Origin of the sequence: Bradyrhizobium sp. HKCCYLS3013 (assembly GCF_051167615.1) — a bacterium.
Classification (GTDB): domain Bacteria; phylum Pseudomonadota; class Alphaproteobacteria; order Rhizobiales; family Xanthobacteraceae; genus Bradyrhizobium.
The window spans coordinates 77886-95686 of sequence record NZ_JBNPTK010000012.1; the positions used below are offsets into that span (position 1 = coordinate 77886).

Here is a 17801-nt window from a genome sequence, read left to right on the forward strand (position 1 = left end):
TCGGCACGGGCAGTTCCTCCCAGCGCCGGCGCGGGGCCCGCGGAACTGGCGCAGCCGCCCAAAGATGTTAAGCTCGCGTTCACGCTGTGGCCGTCACGCGACACGAAGCAGAAGCTTGGTCGATACATCCGGGCGTATCGACAGAGCAGGAGAACGAAATGCCTTCTTTGACCGAATGGAAAGTGCCCTCCGCCTTCCAGCCTCGCGCCGAAGACTATCAATACGATCTTGATCAAGCCCTGTCCTCGATCGTGGGCCTGCATGCCATCATTCCGTCCGACGCCTTCAGCGCGGAAACGCTCGGGACCGAGCGTGCCGGCAATGCCGTCGTCATCGACGACGGGCTGGTGCTGACCATCGGCTACCTGATCACCGAGGCCGAATCCGTCTGGCTGCACCCCAATGACGGACGCGTGGTCGAGGGCCATGTGCTCGGCTTCGACTTCACCACCGGCTTCGGGCTGGTGCAGGCGCTCGGGTCGCTCGACCTGCCCGCGCTGCCGCTCGGCTCGTCGGCGGCAACCAAGGTCGGCGATCACGTCGTGCTCGGCGGCGCCGGCGGACGGACGCGATCGGTCGCGAGCCAGATCATCGCCAAGCAGGAATTCGCCGGCTATTGGGAATATCTGCTGGACGAGGCGATCTTCACCCACCCCGCCCACCCGAATTGGGGCGGCACCGGCCTGCTCTCGGCCAAGGGCGAGCTGATCGGCATCGGGTCGCTCCAGTTGGAGCGCGAGCGCGACAGCAAGGACGAGCACGTCAACATGGTCGTGCCGATCGATCTGCTGAAGCCGATCATCGATGATCTCAGGCGCTTCGGTCGCGTCAACAAGCCGGCACGCCCCTGGCTCGGCATGTACGCGACCGAGGTCGACGATCGCGTCGTCGTGATCGGCGTCTCCGACAATGGCCCGGCCGCCCGCGCCGAGCTGAAGGCGGGCGACGTGATCCTCGGCATCAACGGCGACAAGGTGACGAGCCAGAGCGAGTTCTATCGCAAGCTCTGGGCGCTCGGCGCAGCCGGCGTCGACGTGCCGCTAACGGTGCACCATGAGGGCGTCACCTTCGACGTCACCATCGCCTCGACCGACCGCGCCAAGCTGCTCAAGGCGCCGCGGCTGCACTGAGGCGGCCGCGGGCCTGCGTTCACGCGTTGACGTGCCAGGCCGCGGCGATCTGGTCGTGCAGTTGCGCATCCGTCGGCAACTGTGATGCTACCGTGGGATCGAAGGCCGGATGCGCCTGGGCGTAGGTCGCCATCGCCTGCACGAGCTGCGACACCTGGGTATCGATCTCGAGACCGCCGGCCTTGATCTCCTGCAGCTGATAGGAGCCGCCAAGGAACCAGTCGGCGACGGTGACCTGCTGATGGGTGCCGAGAATGTCGATCTCGAGATCGTTGCCCGATTTGACGAACCAGAAATTGTCGGCCGTGTAGGCCGTTCCGAAATCGAGCGTGCCGGTCGGCTTCGGCAGCGAGGCGACGCCGTTGATGATGACGTCGTTGCCGTCGCCGGGCGCATAGACGTAGGTGGCGCCGACGCCGCCGACCAGGATGTTGTCGCCGGCCCCGCCCTTGAGCACGTCGCTGCCGCCGCCGCCGATCAGCAGGTCGTCATTGGCGGTACCCGCCAGCGTGTCGTTGCCGCCGCCAGCGATCAGCAGCGCACCGTCGGAGGCGGCAATGATCGCGCCGGGCACCGGATCGACCGCGACCGAGGTCGCGGCATCGCTCAGCGCCGCGCTGAGCCAGTCGAGATTGTCGGTCTTGCCGCCCCACAGCACGCCGATCGCCATGTCGATAAGGTTGGCGTCATCGCCCTCGAAGCTCGCAACCGCATCGATCAGCGCGAGCTTGCCGAGGATGTCCACCGTAGATCCGGTGTCGGTGTGCGACCACAGGTCGGACGACAGATCCGCAACCAGCAGGTTGTTGGCCGTATCCTGATAGAAAATGCCGTGCTCATGGCCGATCACGCCGGGCGTCGCCGTGACCTCGTCGTGGTTCTGCGCCAGCAGCGCCGAATATTCCACCACAATCTCGGCCAGCGCCTTCTCGACCCCGCCGTTCTTCAGGTAGGTCGCCGCGGTGTCGGCGCTGACGCTGTTGCCGAGCACGCCGCCGCCGTTGAACAGGGCCTGAACGGCGCTGTTGCCGTAGCCGCTCGCATCGGTGACGGTCGAATAGGCGATCATGTCCTTCATCTTGTCGGACGGCGCGCCTTCGCCGCTCACACCGGCCGCGGGAATGCCGACCGCCGAAGCAATCGCGTCATCCTCCAGCGGCGCCAGCAGCACAGCCGCCGCCTTCTTCCAATCCTGGGCACCGTTGTCGCTCGCCCACTGCATCATCGTCAGCAGCGCGATCGAGTGCAGGCTGACCGGATCCAGACCGAGATCTGTGCCCGCGCCGAGCACGGTCTTCTGCTCGGACGAGATGCCGATCGCAGCATGGGCGATGGCGAGCGCGCCGGCGACCGGTCCGAGCTGCAGCAGCGCCAGCGGCGCTTCCAGCACCGGCGCCGCTGCCCGCACATATTGCAGGATCTCGCCAGAAAGGGAGACCATGTGAATGTCGGAATAGCGGTCGACCGGGTGCGACGTCAGCGCGCCCCAGAAGCCGTGCAACTGGTCGTAGCGGACTTCCGCCGCGAATTCGAACGGCATCGCGTCATACGCATAGGCCACCTTGTCGTTGAGCGCCGCGATGTAGCCGGCAAGTCCGCCACCGAGCGAATGTCCGGTCAATGAGACGTTCGATGTCGCCCATGTCTTGTAGTAGGACTCCGCATCCGGGAACTGCGTCGGCCAGCCAGCCAGACCGGCGCCGCCGAGCCACGACGGCACGTCGGCGAGACTGTCGGTGCCGCGAAACGAAATGATCCGTGTCGATGGATCGCCCGCGAGCTGATAGGTCGCGGCCTCGAAATTGTCGGCGGTCGACGTCACGCTCGCCGCCACCAGCTCATAGCTCCCGATACGGTTGAAATTGACCACGAGCGTCGGGTTGACGCCTCTGTTGTAGACGTCCATGGCGAGCACCGCGTTGATCAACGCGGCCGACGGCGACTTGGTCATGATGCGAATCCCCCCTCGGCAACCGATCGGCAGTTTTGACCCAGGGCGGTGATCCATGAGGAACCCTCCGCTGCGCCGTCGGCTCTCACCAAGTGCGACATCGCGCCCGAATTTTGTCAATCAACTATCGTCTGCGCGTGTATTCGCGCGCGACTCACCTGCCACGCGCGACGGCAACGTCCGCACCATGTTGACTTGCGGGAGCCGCATCGCGAGATTGCGGCTTCGCGGAGCGAACACGCGTTCGGAAAATGGTCATTGCCCGGACGGCCGATTTTGCGTTGCATGACAGCGCTCGCCGGCAAACAGACGAGACGGCCAGACCCGCGGTTCGCGTATCAAGGAGACCTGCATGACGGATGCCGTGGTGGATGACATTCTCATCGTGTTGCCGCCACTGCTGCAGACGCTCGAAGCCCTGTCCTACGTCGCGCGCTACCTGAATCCGCCGGATTTCGATCGCGTGATGGCTGATGTCGGCGATCCGGAGCAGGCGCTGCACACGGCGCGGATTCATCTCACGTCGTGGCCGGCGGACTTCGCCCATATCCGTATCGCTTTCGACACCGCAGCGGACGCCGCGCTGATGTCGTTTGCCGGCCTGCGCGCCGTTCAGCGCGGCGAGGGCGACCTGGTCGACGTGTTCAGGGCCCTGCGTCAATTGCCGCGCGCACTCGAGGCGCTGTTTCCGCTCGCCGCGACGCTGCCGCCGCTGAGCGAATTCTTCCTCGATCCCGCCGTCGACGGCGACGACGGGCTGCGCCGGTTGCTGGCCACGTCCTCTGCAGGCAAGGACGCCGTGTTTCACGACCATAACGAGATCGGCAATCGCGGCGGCTTTTCGCTGTATGTGCCGGAATACTACACGGCGGACCGGCCCTGGCCGCTGGTCATGGCGCTGCATGGCGGCAGCGGCAACGGCCGCGACTTCCTCTGGAGCTGGCTGCGCGCCGCGCGCAGCCTCGGCGCCATCCTGGTTGCCCCCACCGCGGCCGGACCGACCTGGGCACTGATGGGCGAAGACGCCGATACGCCGAACCTGCTGCGCATTCTCGACCTCGTCCGCAGCCGCGTCGCGATCGATCCCACCCGCATGCTGCTGACCGGGATGAGCGACGGCGGCACGTTCTGCTACGTCAGCGGACTGGCCGCAGGCTCGCCGTTCACGCACCTTGCGCCGGTGGCCGCGACGTTCCATCCGCTGATGGCTGAGATCGCCGACCGCGACCGTCTGCGCGGGCTGCCGATCCAGATCGTGCACGGCCAGCTCGACTGGATGTTCCCGGTCGAGATCGCGCGGCATACCGCCGACGCCCTGGCCAAGGCGGGCGCCGATGTCGCCTATCGCGAGATCGATGATCTCAGCCATTGCTATCCGCGCGAGGCTAATGTCGAGCTGCTGCGCTGGCTGATGCGCTGAGCCAGCGTCTCCCGACGACATGGCTGATCGGTAATGCCGCCGACACAATGTCGGCGGATTTTGTCCGCACTGGTTCTGCTCGGCCATACAGCGGGGGCGCTGCATACGGGCGGCCATGAGGCCGCCGAAGGTCCGCTCATGCCCTCGCCGCTGATGCCCTCGTCTCCTGCGTCCGTCGCGCAAGTCTCCTCCGCCCGCTCCTCCACCTCCGTCGTGCTCGCCAATGGCGTCAGCCGTCTCGAAGTGACGCTGAAGCTCACGACCGCGATCCTGGCGCTAGCCGCCGGCGTCTACACCTATCTCGGCGTCCGCGAATTGCTCAACGGCAGTCCGACCACGGTGTTCTTTGCGGCGGTCATCTACTCGGTCGCGGTCTCGGTCGGCATCTACGCCTTCTGGGTGTTCATGATGCAGTTCATGCCGCACGTCACCAGCACGATCGGGCGCTTGATGATGGCCGGCTGCATGTTGCTGGGCTCGCTGATGATCGTCGCGATGTCGTCCTGGCTGAATGCCTCGGCGCTGGCCGGCGCCGCCGCAATCCAGCAGCATCTTGCGATCACCGTGCAGAACTACACGCGCGACCTCGACCGGGCCAACAGCCAGGCCATCGCTGCGCAAAGCCTGCTGCCGGACATCCAGCTCGCCTCCTCCCGCTTCGCCAAGCTGGCGGACGCCGAACGCGCGGGCTCGCTCACCGGCACCTCCGGATCGGGCACCGTGGTCCAGCTTCTCGCGCAGATGTCGACGCAGCTCGACGGACTGGGCCAGCAGGTCCAGGAGTCGGGCAAGCGCGTCTCCGCTCTCTATGAGCAGGGCGGCAAGAGCCTCACCAGGATGCGCGAGCTGATCTCCGACCGCGGCCCGATCGCAACGCGCAGCGATGCCTTCGCCACGGAGTCGCTCAACCTGATGGGCGTGATCGCCAATCTGCAGCAGACCTCGGTGGCCCCTGCGGTGAAGCGCGCCGCGACGTCGCTGTCGGCCGGATTCATCGCGCCTGCCCCGGGCGGACGCAGCGGCGACCTGGCCGAGCGCCAGACCGCCGTCGTCGGCAAGGTGGAGGGCGCGATCGCCACGCAGGCCGCCTCGCTCGCCGACGCCGCCGACAAGATCCTGGCGCTGCCGCGGATCGAGCCGACCCGGTTCCAGACGCTGTCGCCCGCCGAAGCCGTGCTGCGCTACGCCGGCGACTTCATCCCGAGCTGGGCGGGCGCGATCTCGATCGACCTGATGCCGGCGGTGCTGGTGCTGATCCTCTGCGTCGTCCATGCCGCCATCCGCCGTGAGGGCCTGCCCGCCGTGAGCGCCTCCAGCCTGACGGCCAGCGATCTCGTCACCGCATTGCAGATTGCGCGCGAGGTCGAGGATGCCAGGCGGGCGGCCGAGCGACGGCCTGCCGAAACGCCTGCTGAGCAGCCTTCCGCGCCAGCCATCGAGCCGGCGCCGGCCGCGGTGGATGAGAACGTGACGTCGCTGTCGTCGGCTCGGCTTGGGAAGTAGTCCCGTGGCTTCGGCGCTGAACCGATGCGTCCATGCCTGGCTCGCGGACAATCCCGATGAGAGCATTCTGCGTTGGGTCTTCCGCAGCATCCTCGTCGTCACCGTCGCAGTTCTCGCGGCGGATCTGCTCGAGCTGAATGCTCCGCAGGTGCCATCGGATGCAGCCCCGACTCAGCTCGACATTCGGCGCGACGCGCCAGACATGCCGGCCGAATCACCATCGGTGCTGGCGCCCCTGATGAAGCGGCTGATGCCGCTGCCCCAGGGCGATCGTGCCTTGCAGCAGCCTGTTCAGTTCGAGCTGCGCAGCGGCGGCCGGCTGTTCGCGACCGGCACGATCACGCCCGGCAGCGCACGCAGCTTCGCGGACGCAGTCGAACGCCACGGCGAATATATCAAGACGGTCGTGCTGAACTCGCCAGGCGGCTCCGTCGCCGACGCGCTGGCGATGGGGCGACTGATCCGCGCGCGGAAATTCGCGACCGAAGTGGAGGCGGGAAAATATTGCGCGTCGTCGTGCCCGCTGGTGTTCGCCGGCGGTGTCGAGCGCCGGGCCGGCGAGCGGGCGATCATCGGCGTGCATCAGATCGCCGCAGTCCCCACGTCCGGGACCACCGTGAGGTCCGGCGACGACATGAGCCTTGCGCAGAACATCTCGGCGCGATGCCAGCGCCACCTCGCCGCGATGGGCATCGATCTGAAGGTCTGGGTGCATGCGATGGAGACGCCGCATGACCAGCTGTTCACGTTCAAGCCCGACGAGATGAAAGCCCTCAATCTCGTCACCTCGTCGCCGGAATCGCGGCCTGAAAAATCGCGCAGTTAGGATGTCCTGATCGCGGTGGACCGGGACCGCGGCGAGCGCGGAACCAAGTTTCGACCGCGGCGTTGTTGGCCGTCACACTGGAGAACATGACATGCGGACATTCGTGGGAATGATCCTGGGGGCCCTCATCCTGGGTTTGGGCGTCTACATCCATGATTCGATGCAGACCTCGGAGGTCGCCAACGGACCGAGCGCGCAGTCGCGCCGGACCATCGTGAACTGGGACGTCGCGGCGGACAGCTGGAATTCGCTCAAGACCCGCGCGCATGACGACTGGGTTCGCATCTCGTCGAAGTAACGCGCAAGACGCTTCGTTTTCAGGGCGCCTCGGCTTCGGTCGAGGCGCCTTTGCTTTGCCAGCTAGTTGGCCGCCTTATTTGGCCGCCTTGGCCTTGCGCGCGTCGGCGATGACCTGCTCGAACTGCGCCATGGTCAGCACGCCGGGCACCCTGAACTTGCCGACGATGAAGGACGGCGTGCCGCGGAAACGCAATCCCCGCGCCTGCTTGTCGTTGCGCGCCAGCATGGCGTCGATGGCCTTCGCGTTGGCTGCGAGGTCGCGCTTGGCGCGGTCGATATCAACGCCGGCTTCAGCGAGCAGCTCGTCGATGCGCGGCTCGGTGAGCTTCGAACTGACGCCGATCAGCGCGTCATGGGCCTTGGCGTATTTGTCCTGATATTTGCAGGCCAGCGCCATCCGCGCCGCAACCACCGAAGTTGGCCCGAGGATCGGCCACTCCTTGAGAACCCAGCGCACCTTGCCATCATCATGGATGACCTGCTGCAGCTCGGGATCGAGCTTGCGGCAATACGGGCAATTGTAGTCGAACCATTCGACGATCGTGATGTCGCCCGCGGCATTGCCGAGCACCGGCGCATCGGGATCGCGCAGCACCGCGCCCTCGTCGGGCTCATCGGCATCCTCGGCGCGACTGTCGCGGGGCCACAAGGACAGCGCCGCGGTTGCGCCAAGAAGCGTCAACACGTCACGCCGGCTGCTGGCGGAGATGATCGCAGTCGAGGGGACGCGCTTCATTGAGGTCAGCTCCAGATATGCAGCAGGCTGCGCGTCAGCATGTACAGCGCCACCACCGCGATCACGACCGAAAACACCACGTTCAATGCGCCGCGCCGTTCGGAGAGATGGCGCGCCAGGCGCGTGCCGGCAAGACCTCCGGCGATCCCGCCGGCGATGAACAGTCCGGCGAGATCCCAGGCGACGAGCCCTGACCACGCATAGCTCGCCGCGGTGGTAAGCCCGAAGGTCGTCACCGCGACCAGCGACGAGCTGACCGCATTCATGATCGGCATCCCCGTCGCAGCCATCAGCGCCGGCACGATCAGGAAGCCGCCGCCGATGCCGAAGAAGCCGGACAGCGTGCCGGTGGCGAGACCGAAGCCGACGATCGCCGGGATGTTGGCCATGCTCATCTTCACATCGGGGGTGCCGATGCGGGCGCGCGTCTTCAGCATCAGCATGGCGATGACCATCATCACCAGCGCGAACAGCGCCAGCAGCTTCTGGCCGTCGACCATCTTGCCGAGCAGCGAGCCGGTGAAGGCGCCGACGATTCCCGCCGTTGCGAACAGCGCCGCGATCGGCCAGATCACGGTGCCGCCGCGCGCATGATTGGCGAGATTGATGGCAGCGTTGGTCGCGACCGCGATCGCGCTCGAGCCGATCGCGATGTGCGGCTCGGGCACGCCGACGACATAGACCATCAGCGGCACCGCCAGCACCGAGCCGCCGCCGCCGACGAGGCCGAGCGAGAACCCGACCATCGCGCCGCAAACCAGGCCGAGCATACCTTGGACAGCAGAGATCATGGCGAGAGCAGGGTCATTTCCCGCACCGGAAGGCAAGCCCCAAAATCACCGGAGCAGTAATGCCCCGCCACCGGCGAGACCGCCGCGCGACCGGCGTTGAGCCCGGTCTGGCCGGCGGTCTCGCGGCGATGCATGGCGTCGAGAGCGGCGGCCGGCCGCATGATGCCCCCGGCCCGCCGGCAACGTCACGTCAATCCGGATCAGGCAGCGCCCTTCAGCTTCTTGGTGCATTCGCTGTAGTAGCCGCCGCCCTTCTGGATCCACTTCAGGCCGCCATTGGCGTTGGTCGCCTTGTTGGCATTGTACTGATCGACGCAGGTCTGCAGCCGCGCCTTGCCGGGCTTCTCCTTGGCGTATTTCGGGTCCACCGCGTTGGGGAACACGGCGGGACCGGTCGGCGCGGGAGCGGCCTCCTTGGCGTCGGATTTCGCCTCCTTGGCCGGCTTGGCCTCGGCCGCGGGTGCGGCCGGAGCCGCCGGTGCCGCGGCCGCGGTGGCATCGCTGCCGCACTGGGCCTTGCGGAAGTCGTTCCACTTCTGGCCGCCCAGCGTGCCGGCCTCCTTCGCCTGCTTGTACTTGGCGCTGCATTCCTGCGCGGTGAGCGCCTGCGCCGGCGCCGCGGCGAACGTCGCGAGGCCGATCACGGCCAGCGTGGCGAGTGATGAAGCAACCAATGATTTTGCGTGAAAACTCATCCCAGATCTCCCTGTGGAGCATGTTGAATGGGACGGTAATTCTAGCGAGACGCCTGCGACCGACAAAGCAGGCGGGAGCGTGGCCGCGCGAAAATATAATTTGCCTCGCGCGGCGATCCGGCTCATTCCATTCACTGCGGGTTCAGCATCGCCGGACATCGCACCATGCCTTTCGTTCGAGGACTTCAGCATGAGAGTAACTGCCCGGGCGGCGATTGCGGCCATCGCAATGGCCACCCTGTCGGCCGCGGGCCCCGCCCGCGCGCAACCCGGATTGACGCTGCCGGCGCGGCCCGATGCCGCCACCGACAAGTTCGCCACCCTGGACAAGGCTGCGCGCCGGACGATTTCCATCGCCTGCTCCAAGGAGGCCGACGAGCAGGGGCTGAAGGGCAAGGCACGCGGCAAATTCCGCTCGGCCTGCAAGCGCGACAAGGCGGCGGCCGCCGCCGCGACCACACCCGCGCCCGCTCCCTTGCCGACGCCGGACAAGCCGAAATGACCAGCGCCCGCGGACGCAAGCGCGCATGGCGCCTGCGCAACGGCGGGAATTGTTCGCGCAGGCAGCTTTTGGCATAAGGCGCCGTGCGCCAGATCATCTCCTCCCTCCCCTTCGACCTGCCAAGCCGCGCCAAGACCCTGAGCGCGATCGAGACCCTCGTGCTCGGCACCGCCGGCGGCCTGATCTTCCTCGTCGCCCATCTGCCCGGCGGGCTGATCTCCGGCGCGATGATCGCGACCGCGATCGCCGCGATCGCCGGCCGCCCGCTGGCGATGCCGCCGATCCTGACCCAAACCGTTCTGCTGCTGCTCGGCATCTCGATCGGCGCCGTCGTCTCGCGCGAGCTGATCAACCATGTCAGCGCCTATCCGGTGACCATCGGCCTGCTGGCGCTCGCGACGTTCTGCTCGACCTTCGGCTCCAGCCTCTATCTGCAGCGCGTCCATGGCTGGGACCGCACCTCGGCGCTGCTCGCCGGCAGTCCCGGCGCGCTGTCGCAGATCACGATGCTCGCGGTCGAGCGCGGCGCCGACCTGCCGGCGATCGCCGTGGTGCAGACGCTGCGGGTGATCATCCTGACGGCGGCGCTGCCGCTGGTGCTGGCCGTGGCCGGCGTCGCACCGGCCGCGCCGATCTCGCTCGGCCAGAGCGTCGCCTCGCCGCTCGGCCTGCTTGCATTGCTGGTGGCCTCGCTGGTCGCGGCGATGCTGATGCAGCTGATCAAATTTCCGGCGAGCTGGCTGTTCGGCGCGATGGTCGCCAGCGGCCTCCTGCACGGCACCGGCCTCGTCGAGGGCGGCCTGCCGGAATGGATACGCGGCGTGGCGCTGGTCGGCATCGGCGCCCTGATCGGCAGCCGCTTCGCGCGGATGCGGGTGAAGACCCTGGTCGGCCATATCAGGGCCGCGCTCGGCTCGTTCGCGATCGCGGTGGCGATCTCGGCGCTGTTCGTCACCGTGATCGTGCTGGTGACGCATGTGCGCTTCTCCGACACCATCGTCGCGTTCGCGCCCGGCGCCATGGACGCGATGATGGCGCTGGCGCTGACCTTGCGCATCGACCCGATCTTCGTCGGCGCGCATCACCTGTCGCGCTTCGTGTTCGTCACCATCGCCACCCCCGGCATCGTCCATCTGTTCGGACGGCCGCAGGAGGATGTCGACGACTAGGCGCGCTTCCGGGTGATGCCCCAGCCGGCGATGGCGGCGATGGCGAGCGAAATCAGCACGCTGTAGCCGGCAAGCGACAGGCCGAGGAAGCGGAATTGCACCTCGTCGCAGCGCACGACCTTGACGCTGTCGAGCCGCTCCAGGAGGCTGCCGGCGCTGCCGAGATTGCCGATCGGCCCGGTGCATTCGGTCGGGCCCGGCCAGAAGCCCCATTCGACCCCGGAATGATAGACGCCCAGCCCGGCATTGCCGAGCGCGGCCAGCGCGACCACGCCGAGCCCCGCGAGCACCAGCGCGCGCGGTGCGCCGCCTTTGGCGGCGAGCGCGATCAGCAGCCCGAGCGGCACGATCGCATAATAGGCCCAGCGCTGCTTCAGGCAGAGCTCGCAGGGCTGCAGGCCCCAGACCAGCTGCATGTACCAGGCGCCGGCCAAGGCCGCCGCCGCGATGCCGGCCGCGAGCAGCGCCGCCGCCACCGCCGGGCTCATGCTCCCCGCCGCAGGGCGCGCCATCACAGAAGTATTGGTCATCGGTCCTCCCGAACGGGGCTGCCTCCGGTCCCATGCCGGGCCGTTCCGGCTCCTACTCCGGCCCGCGAAAGCTGTCGAGATGCGCGCCCATCACGTCCGTGCGGGTTGACCCGGCCCGACCGCCCGCTATAGTCCGCCCGCTTCGCTATGGTTCCTGCACAGGCCCGGCGAATGCCCCTGTGGCGGAACTGGTAGACGCGCTCGACTCAAAATCGAGTTCCGCAAGGAGTGCTGGTTCGATTCCGGCCAGGGGCACCACGCTTCGCCCTGCGGGCTACGCGTGGCGCAGCCGCGCGAGTAGCCCGCAGGGCGAAGCGTGTCCGGCGAAGCCTCTTGGCGAAGCCGGACGTTTGAGCCCCCCAAGTCTCGCTTGAGCCGCGCTCTCTGACTCTGATTTCCCATCAACCCTGTCAAACAGCCTGCGCTCGTCGCAGCTACTGACGCCCATGCCACCGCGATCTCGCGACCTGTCAGGCCCGAGCTCTGCTGCAGTCCGGCGTCCTCTTGAATTGAGAGGGCGCAGGGAAGGCCGAGTGCCGACTGGCACCCATGGCCCCCGTGCGGAAAAAATGCACGGGGCAGGAACCACAGGCTCAGCCGGAAACAACCCGGCCTTCCCTGCGCAATGGTTTGAACGGCTGCTCCGTGCTCTCCCTGGGGACCGGCTTGCTTGCCCCCGTCATCGACATCGTCGCCGACCAAGACACCAGCGTCGGGGTGTCGGGACCACACGGCTTGACCGTCCGCAAAACGACGTTCGTCCGCACCTCCATGAGATGCTGCGTCGCCCCGCGGCCACCGCTCCCCGCCGCAACGTCCCGTGACGATCGCGATACGCCCCTCTCAGTGCGGGCGGGATGGCCGAAAATGTGCAGGTGATTTGCCCGACGGTGCAAGGGGAATCAGCACGACGGGCAGTTTGTGCAGGGGGGGAGATGCGTGGCCGTTAGGAGAAGATTGCGTCACCGAAACTCCCCATACCATCATGGGCCACCGGACCCAACCTCAGCTCACTTCTTGCGTCTGGTCGGCTTTCCCTCGTTTTTGCGCGGCTTGCCGCGTCCTGAAGATGCAGCCCCCGAATCGTACGGAATCCACCAAGCGCGGCCTCCTTCATCGGGGATCGCGGGAAGGCGGCCCGCGATCTTGTTGGCCGGTATTCCAGCCAGAACCTGAACAACATCGTTCAGGACCCAGGGAGACAGACGGTAGTACTGATGTCCGTAGTGGGACCCGCCGTCGTCTCCCTGGGTTGATCCAACATCAGAGCAGTCGATCGAGTTGACCGTCTTGGAAAGCTTGCTCAGATCACGCGGTCCCCACTGTCCCAAGCGAGGATAGTTGTTGAGAAGAATGCTGCCGGACAGCGACAGCGCCAGGTCACCGCCATTCTTGTATACGAGAACTTTCTTGGCAAGGGTGATCAATGGCTTCAGTTCGCTGGCCTTCGACAAGGCATCGTAGTTTACGTCGGCCGCCATCAGAAACGCGCTTTCGAATAGCAGAGTGTTGCGTTCTTTCGCGGGTATCAGCTGAACGGCGTTTTGAAGTGCATAATTTCCCATCGAATGAGGGACGAGGTGCAAGACCGGGAGGTTGGCCTTAAGCGCCCTGAGAACGGCGAACAACCTGCGAAGCGAATCGGCGACGGCATTGGCGGACTTGGCGGCCGCATCACGATCCGCCTTGTAGCTCGCCAAATCCAATTTTCCTTGGGATGGCCATGAGAAGCAGAAGATGTCTGCCGCTTTGTAGTTTGACATGACCTGCGCGGCACGGCTCATCGAACCTAAAAAGGTCGAATCGAAACCCGGCAGCAATATCAGGCCATATTGCGACGCGCGGGCCGATGCGAGCTCCGCGGCGACGCGATCGCGCGCGAACGCCACGATGTCATTGTGATTCTGCGTGGTCGGCTGGAACACCGACGCGTCGATCGGCGGATCAATTTGCACCGAATTGGAGTCCGGCACCCAACCGGTATCCGGAAGGTTGGACAGCCGGTAGACGTCGATGGATCCCGTGACATAGTGCTTCGGATTGTTGTCTCTGTACTTTGGCCCGAACAGATCGGGACCCGAGATGGGATTTCGATTGGTCGCAAATCGAACTCGGACTTTGTCGGTCATAGTGTTTCTCCGAATGCTGCGGATTGGGCACCAAGCTCTGATCAAACATAGACATCTGCCGAAAGCCGAAGCCGCGTTAGCGGCTTCGGCCCCGCAGTTTGGCACTGCCTGTACGTCATTCGGTACAGCCGGCCTGCAGCGTCGGGCCGCTCAAGTTTTCGCGATAGGCAACAAGAGCATTGTTGGGCCAGATCGATCCAAGGCTGAATGCGGCGCCCACAGCGGCAAATCCCGGTTGCTCGGCGAGGACATGTGCAACATCAGCCTGCGATTTTACCTGCCCCCGAGCTAGGTCCACCGCCTTGTTCGGATCGGAGAGCCAGCAGGCGAGCAAATTGACCCCGCCCGTCTGCGCCAGGCATGTGCCCGTCAAAGTCGAGCTAAACTTGTATTCGCACATTTTGCCGGACGTTGCCGTGTCGAGCGAGCAAGGCTGTCCAATGGGATTGCCGTCTCTAAAAAATGTACACGTGTACTTGGCTGCCTGTGCCGGCAACTGCATCGCAGCAAGGATCGCAGCTGCGAGAATAGCGGATTTGCGCATATCGTCCTCCATCAAGTGCCACACCAGCGTGGCTTGAAGCAGGATGCGCGGGCGGCGTGAGACGGGCGTCAACTCACCGCGAATTAATCGTCAAAACGCAAGCCACGAAAGTTTTTCTTGACGAGCGCGGACAGCGCTTGGCCTGTAATGTCGACGCGTGGGCGAAGATCGCGATACGCACGGTCTTTTTTGCGAAGGGCGCACGCTGCGCCAATCTAAGACTCAGTTCCGGCCGATAGCTCCTTCACCGCCGGATAGCGACGCCTCGGAATGTGTCCGTCGGAGCCAGGCCGGAAGATGTATTTGCCGAGCCGAGGATCGGGTGGATCGATGGGACTCGTCACTGGATTAGTCGCGGCCGGATTGATGCAAACCGGCGCGGCCGTGCTGTCAGAAGCTGGATGAGCGATTGCCCGTAGTTCGTCTGCCACCTTCCGCGCGATCTGAGGCGCGGCGACGCTCGTACCGTTGAGCTTGACTGCGGAGCCGCTGAACGTGCCCGCGGCGAGCACGCCCCAGAGCGCGTGGCCTTCGTCAGCGAAGGCGGAGCAATCCGGCCCTGACCGAACCAACGTGGGACCGCTCGATGTATAGTCGGAAGGGGGATGATCCTCTGATGCCTCGGCGGCGCCGACAACGATGACGTGGTCGCTCTCATTCATCGAGCCGGTTGCGATCGAAGATAGGGTGTCCGCATACCTAATTGGACAACCGTCCCTCTGCATTCGATAATCGCCGGTCTGCGGATCGCGCTCATAGGCGCCGGCGTGATCGAGGTAGGATTGGCGGCCGCGCCGCGGGTAGCCGAACGGCGTATCGTCGCGCTGGACGTAGACATGTGCCGTGATCGCCGTCCCGGTCAAATTCCGAAGAGACAGCTTCCAGCGACCGGAAGGTGCGATCTCGCGGCAGTCGTCGTTGCGCACGGTCGGATTGACAGCGAGCAGGATCAGCTCGCGTACGGATTTTCCGTGCTGAATGCGGTCGAAATAAATCCCAGCGATCGGACCGCCACCGATCGTCGCCTGGTGAATGTAACCCTCGCTAGGCCGAATGGGTGGGCTCGTCCTCTCGTCCTGTGCGGTCAGCCAGATCTCCACCGGTGCCTGTCCCGGCTTGCCTTCGGCGCCGGTATCGAGCCAAATCTCGACGTAGTTCGTTGCTGCACTATCGGGGTGGATGACCCAATCCAGGGTTTCGACCTCCTTTTTGAGCTCCAGTTTTGCGGCGGCGCGGGTGCGATAGCTGTTGCCCGCCGGCATGACCAAGCGGGTCAGATTGGGGTTTTGATGGCGCTTGTTGCGGTGGCGGACCATGCCGGCGAGCGCTTTTTCGAGATACTGAGTGCCATCCTTAGGACCCGCCAAAAGGCCATAGCTGAAGTTCATGACCAGCGGAATTGGCTTCCCGGCTTCGCTCAATGCATCGGCCCACGTCATGATCATCCTGACCGCCTGCAGCACATAGCTTCCCATCGTCAGCCCCGACGTGTCGACCGTCGCCACCGACGGCAATTGGACAGCGAGGATCGACACTCCTTCGCTGCCCCGACCTCCGCCTGCAGCCAGATCGAGCAAATGCGTCCCATGGCTGACGCGTGCGGCCAGTGGATTGTAGGCGCGGGTCTTGCCGAAATCGGTCGCACCAACCTTCCGGTAAATGCGGTCTTCGCTTTTGGATTCCTGCAACAACTGCTTGATCTCGTCATGCATAAGGCGGCGGCCGAATACGACGGCGTTGTCTGCCGGACTCCGCTTCTCCGTCTCCTGTAGCCACATGGCCGCGATCTTCGAGACCATACGGCGATCTCGAAATCTTTCGTGCGCAAAGGCAATCCCGTCGTCGATGATGCCGATAGCAACCTTGGTAGCCGCCAGGAAGGAAGGTTCGAAGCTGGTCGGATCGGGCTGGGGGTTGAAGTCGTTGAACTGCAAACCGATGATCGGCGGCCCCACGAAAAGAGAGCGATAAAATCCGGGATCGCGGAATCTGCCGCCACGATAGATGAACGTTTCCTTGCGATAGATGAAGAACTGCATGTCGACTTCATCGATCTTTGGCGGCTTTGGCCCTTCCAGGGCCTTGATCCACCAACTCAGGAGAGTCCGCTCGTCATCGCTCATTCGAATGGTGAATTTCTTGGCCGGGACGTCGTGGTCAGGCACGTACCCCTCATCGACGGCGCGTTGTAGCTCGTAAAGGCTCGCAAGAGCGCTGCGCAACGGCCTGATCTGGATTTGCACAGAGCACCAGGGATCCGGGTTGGGCTTGCGCCGGGTCCGGAATTCCCAGTCCAGATAGGGATCGGGACGGTCGCAAGCGGTCTTTTTCCAATGAAGCTTCATCGCGACTTGCCTACCACTCCGATCATCAACTGACACTCCGCGACCGCCTGGTCCCAGAGATGGTTCAGATCACAGGATTTCGGCACTTCGGCGCGCGTATTTCCAGATATTTTGCGTCCGCTGTCGGACTTGGCCTTTCGCTCCTGGGGGTCGTCGACGAATTCAGAGATCCAATCTTCGTAGCAGAAGTCGCCGTCGAATCCTCGCCCATCGAAAGCATGCGTCTTCAGAAAACGGCCGCCGCAGAAACGCGCAATATAGAACTCCGCCAAGGCGAGACCGAGCTTCATGCCGGCTACACTGTCGACTGGGAAGTGAACGCCGGCAACCGTCCGGTTTATGGCGATCCGTTCGGCAATCCGCATCAGTTGCTCGAAAGTCGGATCGTCGCTATCGAATTTGATGCGTGCGCTTCTGGCTTGCGACAGCAACGCATAGAACACGAAAGCGGCGGCAAAGGATTCCGTCGCGTGCCCGCTTGGCAGTGAGCCGTGACCGGGCGTTGGAATCATCGGCTGGATCTGGGGCGAGTACTCGACCGGTCGCCGGCAGGTCAGCGCATGCTTGACCCGCATCTCGATTAGGCCGGTCACGTTCAGGACCAGCGTCAGCAGCTCGAACGTCCGCCGAGTTCGATCCGGGTGCAGGAAGCCCACCGAGCCGAGGAACGACAGGATGTCCGTCATCTCCGTCATGATCTCGCCGCTGCGCTCCATCCGAAGTGCCGCATAGTTATGCACAAAGATCAGTTGTTTGGCGAAATCGGATGGACTTGGCCTGATCATGTGAATCAACGCACATGTACCGTCTTCGCCGCGCCCCCGATATTCGACGCAAACGGACTCGCTTGTTTCGTTGCAATCTCCGACATCGTAGTAGATTCCGGACAACAGTTCGGCGGTCAGGGTTCGCAATCGCACCGGCGTCGACCAGCGGTCCAGCGCGTACGGTTTGGCTTCGTAGTTTGCCGGAGGGGTACCAACATCCCGCCATATCCCCACCACGCCCTCGCGACCCGAGATGAGCGCCCGTGCTGCCGTGAACGACCGGGAGCGCGCGCTTTCGCCACTTTCACCGCTCTCGCCGCTCTCGCCACTTTCACCGCTCTCGCCGCTTATCCGCGCCATTTGCGCCTCCCCGGAAAAACCCGACGAACAACCTCAGGTACGTCACGATGCTCAGTTCGAAGCCCTGAACGGTCAAGTCGTCCGCAGTCGGAATTAACGCAAT

16 protein-coding genes and 1 tRNA gene are annotated in these 17801 nt (G+C 64.8%); 8 read left to right on the forward strand and 9 right to left on the reverse strand.

What is annotated here, in order from left to right; genetic code table 11:
• The first annotated feature begins 158 nt into the window (after positions 1-158).
• Positions 159-1130: a S1C family serine protease gene (locus ACQR1F_RS21485; protein ID WP_315804549.1), complete on the forward strand. Its 972-nt coding sequence runs from the start codon at positions 159-161 to the stop codon at positions 1128-1130.
• Positions 1131-1149: 19 nt separating this feature from the next.
• Here ACQR1F_RS21485 and ACQR1F_RS21490 read toward each other — a convergent pair whose 3' ends face one another.
• Positions 1150-3081, reverse strand: a complete 1932-nt coding sequence (locus ACQR1F_RS21490) for a calcium-binding protein (protein ID WP_434913818.1) — start codon at positions 3079-3081, stop codon at positions 1150-1152.
• A gap of 352 nt (positions 3082-3433) precedes the next feature.
• Between ACQR1F_RS21490 and ACQR1F_RS21495 the strand changes: the two genes are divergently transcribed.
• The 4 genes from ACQR1F_RS21495 (at position 3434) to ACQR1F_RS21510 (ending at position 7128) form a co-directional block, all read left to right on the forward strand.
• Positions 3434-4501 carry a phospholipase gene (locus ACQR1F_RS21495; RefSeq protein WP_434913819.1) on the forward strand — a complete coding sequence of 356 codons (1068 nt, stop codon included), beginning with the start codon at positions 3434-3436 and terminating at the stop codon, positions 4499-4501.
• Positions 4502-4639: 138 nt separating this feature from the next.
• Positions 4640-6004, forward strand: coding sequence for a hypothetical protein (locus tag ACQR1F_RS21500; protein ID WP_434887557.1), 1365 nt, complete (start codon positions 4640-4642; stop codon positions 6002-6004).
• Between the two features lie 4 nt (positions 6005-6008).
• Positions 6009-6830 (forward strand): hypothetical protein, encoded by an 822-nt coding sequence (locus ACQR1F_RS21505; protein WP_434913820.1) that lies wholly within the window; start codon positions 6009-6011, stop codon positions 6828-6830.
• A 91-nt stretch (positions 6831-6921) separates the two neighbouring features.
• The gene (locus tag ACQR1F_RS21510) at positions 6922-7128 is read left to right on the forward strand and encodes a hypothetical protein (RefSeq protein ID WP_315804553.1); all 207 of its coding nucleotides are present in this window, start codon (positions 6922-6924) and stop codon (positions 7126-7128) included.
• A gap of 75 nt (positions 7129-7203) precedes the next feature.
• Here ACQR1F_RS21510 and ACQR1F_RS21515 read toward each other — a convergent pair whose 3' ends face one another.
• The 3 genes from ACQR1F_RS21515 to ACQR1F_RS21525 all read right to left on the reverse strand — a co-directional run bounded on the left by ACQR1F_RS21515 (position 7204) and on the right by ACQR1F_RS21525 (position 9352).
• Positions 7204-7866 (reverse strand): DsbA family protein, encoded by a 663-nt coding sequence (locus tag ACQR1F_RS21515; RefSeq protein WP_316218003.1) that lies wholly within the window; start codon positions 7864-7866, stop codon positions 7204-7206.
• A 5-nt stretch (positions 7867-7871) separates the two neighbouring features.
• Complete coding sequence (locus tag ACQR1F_RS21520) at positions 7872-8657, reverse strand: sulfite exporter TauE/SafE family protein (RefSeq protein WP_316218004.1); 786 nt, start codon at positions 8655-8657, stop codon at positions 7872-7874.
• Between the two features lie 200 nt (positions 8658-8857).
• Positions 8858-9352: a hypothetical protein gene (locus ACQR1F_RS21525; RefSeq protein WP_315804556.1), complete on the reverse strand. Its 495-nt coding sequence runs from the start codon at positions 9350-9352 to the stop codon at positions 8858-8860.
• Positions 9353-9542: 190 nt separating this feature from the next.
• Here ACQR1F_RS21525 and ACQR1F_RS21530 point away from each other — a divergent pair, with 190 nt between their 5' ends.
• Both ACQR1F_RS21530 and ACQR1F_RS21535 read left to right on the forward strand, forming a co-directional pair.
• Positions 9543-9854 (forward strand): PsiF family protein, encoded by a 312-nt coding sequence (locus tag ACQR1F_RS21530; protein WP_316181207.1) that lies wholly within the window; start codon positions 9543-9545, stop codon positions 9852-9854.
• Positions 9855-9937: 83 nt separating this feature from the next.
• On the forward strand, positions 9938-11023 hold the full coding sequence (locus tag ACQR1F_RS21535) for an AbrB family transcriptional regulator (protein WP_434913821.1): 1086 nt from the start codon (positions 9938-9940) through the stop codon (positions 11021-11023).
• Here ACQR1F_RS21535 and ACQR1F_RS21540 read toward each other — a convergent pair.
• Positions 11020-11553, reverse strand: coding sequence for a disulfide bond formation protein B (locus ACQR1F_RS21540; RefSeq protein ID WP_315804559.1), 534 nt, complete (start codon positions 11551-11553; stop codon positions 11020-11022). The genes ACQR1F_RS21535 and ACQR1F_RS21540 overlap by 4 nt on opposite strands.
• A 173-nt stretch (positions 11554-11726) precedes the next feature.
• Between ACQR1F_RS21540 and ACQR1F_RS21545 the strand changes: the two genes are divergently transcribed.
• Positions 11727-11811: transfer RNA gene (locus tag ACQR1F_RS21545), tRNA-Leu, on the forward strand.
• A gap of 752 nt (positions 11812-12563) precedes the next feature.
• Here the strand turns inward: ACQR1F_RS21545 and ACQR1F_RS21550 are convergent.
• The 4 genes from ACQR1F_RS21550 to ACQR1F_RS21565 form a co-directional block, all read right to left on the reverse strand.
• Positions 12564-13682, reverse strand: coding sequence for an alpha/beta hydrolase (locus ACQR1F_RS21550; RefSeq protein WP_434913822.1), 1119 nt, complete (start codon positions 13680-13682; stop codon positions 12564-12566).
• A 115-nt stretch (positions 13683-13797) separates the two neighbouring features.
• A complete protein-coding gene (locus tag ACQR1F_RS21555; RefSeq protein WP_434893144.1) occupies positions 13798-14226 on the reverse strand; it encodes a hypothetical protein in 429 nt (142 codons plus the stop codon).
• 215 nt (positions 14227-14441) lie between these two features.
• Positions 14442-16571 (reverse strand): hypothetical protein, encoded by a 2130-nt coding sequence (locus ACQR1F_RS21560; RefSeq protein WP_434913823.1) that lies wholly within the window; start codon positions 16569-16571, stop codon positions 14442-14444.
• Complete coding sequence (locus ACQR1F_RS21565) at positions 16568-17698, reverse strand: phosphatase PAP2 family protein (RefSeq protein WP_316237150.1); 1131 nt, start codon at positions 17696-17698, stop codon at positions 16568-16570. Before ACQR1F_RS21565 ends, ACQR1F_RS21560 begins: the two co-directional genes overlap by 4 nt.
• Positions 17699-17801 lie beyond the last annotated feature (103 nt).

Excerpts from the sequence above, each read along its gene's own strand:
- ACQR1F_RS21550 (WP_434913822.1), bottom strand. The coding sequence starts at position 13,682 with ATGACCGACAAAGTCCGAGTTCGATTTGCGACCAATCGAAATCCCATC.
- ACQR1F_RS21540 (WP_315804559.1), bottom strand. The coding sequence starts at position 11,553 with ATGACCAATACTTCTGTGATGGCGCGCCCTGCGGCGGGGAGCATGAGC.
- ACQR1F_RS21510 (WP_315804553.1), top strand. The coding sequence starts at position 6,922 with ATGCGGACATTCGTGGGAATGATCCTGGGGGCCCTCATCCTGGGTTTG.
- ACQR1F_RS21565 (WP_316237150.1), bottom strand. The coding sequence starts at position 17,698 with ATGGCGCGGATAAGCGGCGAGAGCGGTGAAAGTGGCGAGAGCGGCGAG.
- ACQR1F_RS21530 (WP_316181207.1), top strand. The coding sequence starts at position 9,543 with ATGAGAGTAACTGCCCGGGCGGCGATTGCGGCCATCGCAATGGCCACC.
- ACQR1F_RS21495 (WP_434913819.1), top strand. The coding sequence starts at position 3,434 with ATGACGGATGCCGTGGTGGATGACATTCTCATCGTGTTGCCGCCACTG.
- ACQR1F_RS21555 (WP_434893144.1), bottom strand. The coding sequence starts at position 14,226 with ATGCGCAAATCCGCTATTCTCGCAGCTGCGATCCTTGCTGCGATGCAG.
- ACQR1F_RS21560 (WP_434913823.1), bottom strand. The coding sequence starts at position 16,571 with ATGAAGCTTCATTGGAAAAAGACCGCTTGCGACCGTCCCGATCCCTAT.
- ACQR1F_RS21500 (WP_434887557.1), top strand. The coding sequence starts at position 4,640 with ATGCCCTCGCCGCTGATGCCCTCGTCTCCTGCGTCCGTCGCGCAAGTC.
- ACQR1F_RS21520 (WP_316218004.1), bottom strand. The coding sequence starts at position 8,657 with ATGATCTCTGCTGTCCAAGGTATGCTCGGCCTGGTTTGCGGCGCGATG.
- ACQR1F_RS21525 (WP_315804556.1), bottom strand. The coding sequence starts at position 9,352 with ATGAGTTTTCACGCAAAATCATTGGTTGCTTCATCACTCGCCACGCTG.
- ACQR1F_RS21515 (WP_316218003.1), bottom strand. The coding sequence starts at position 7,866 with ATGAAGCGCGTCCCCTCGACTGCGATCATCTCCGCCAGCAGCCGGCGT.
- ACQR1F_RS21490 (WP_434913818.1), bottom strand. The coding sequence starts at position 3,081 with ATGACCAAGTCGCCGTCGGCCGCGTTGATCAACGCGGTGCTCGCCATG.
- ACQR1F_RS21485 (WP_315804549.1), top strand. The coding sequence starts at position 159 with ATGCCTTCTTTGACCGAATGGAAAGTGCCCTCCGCCTTCCAGCCTCGC.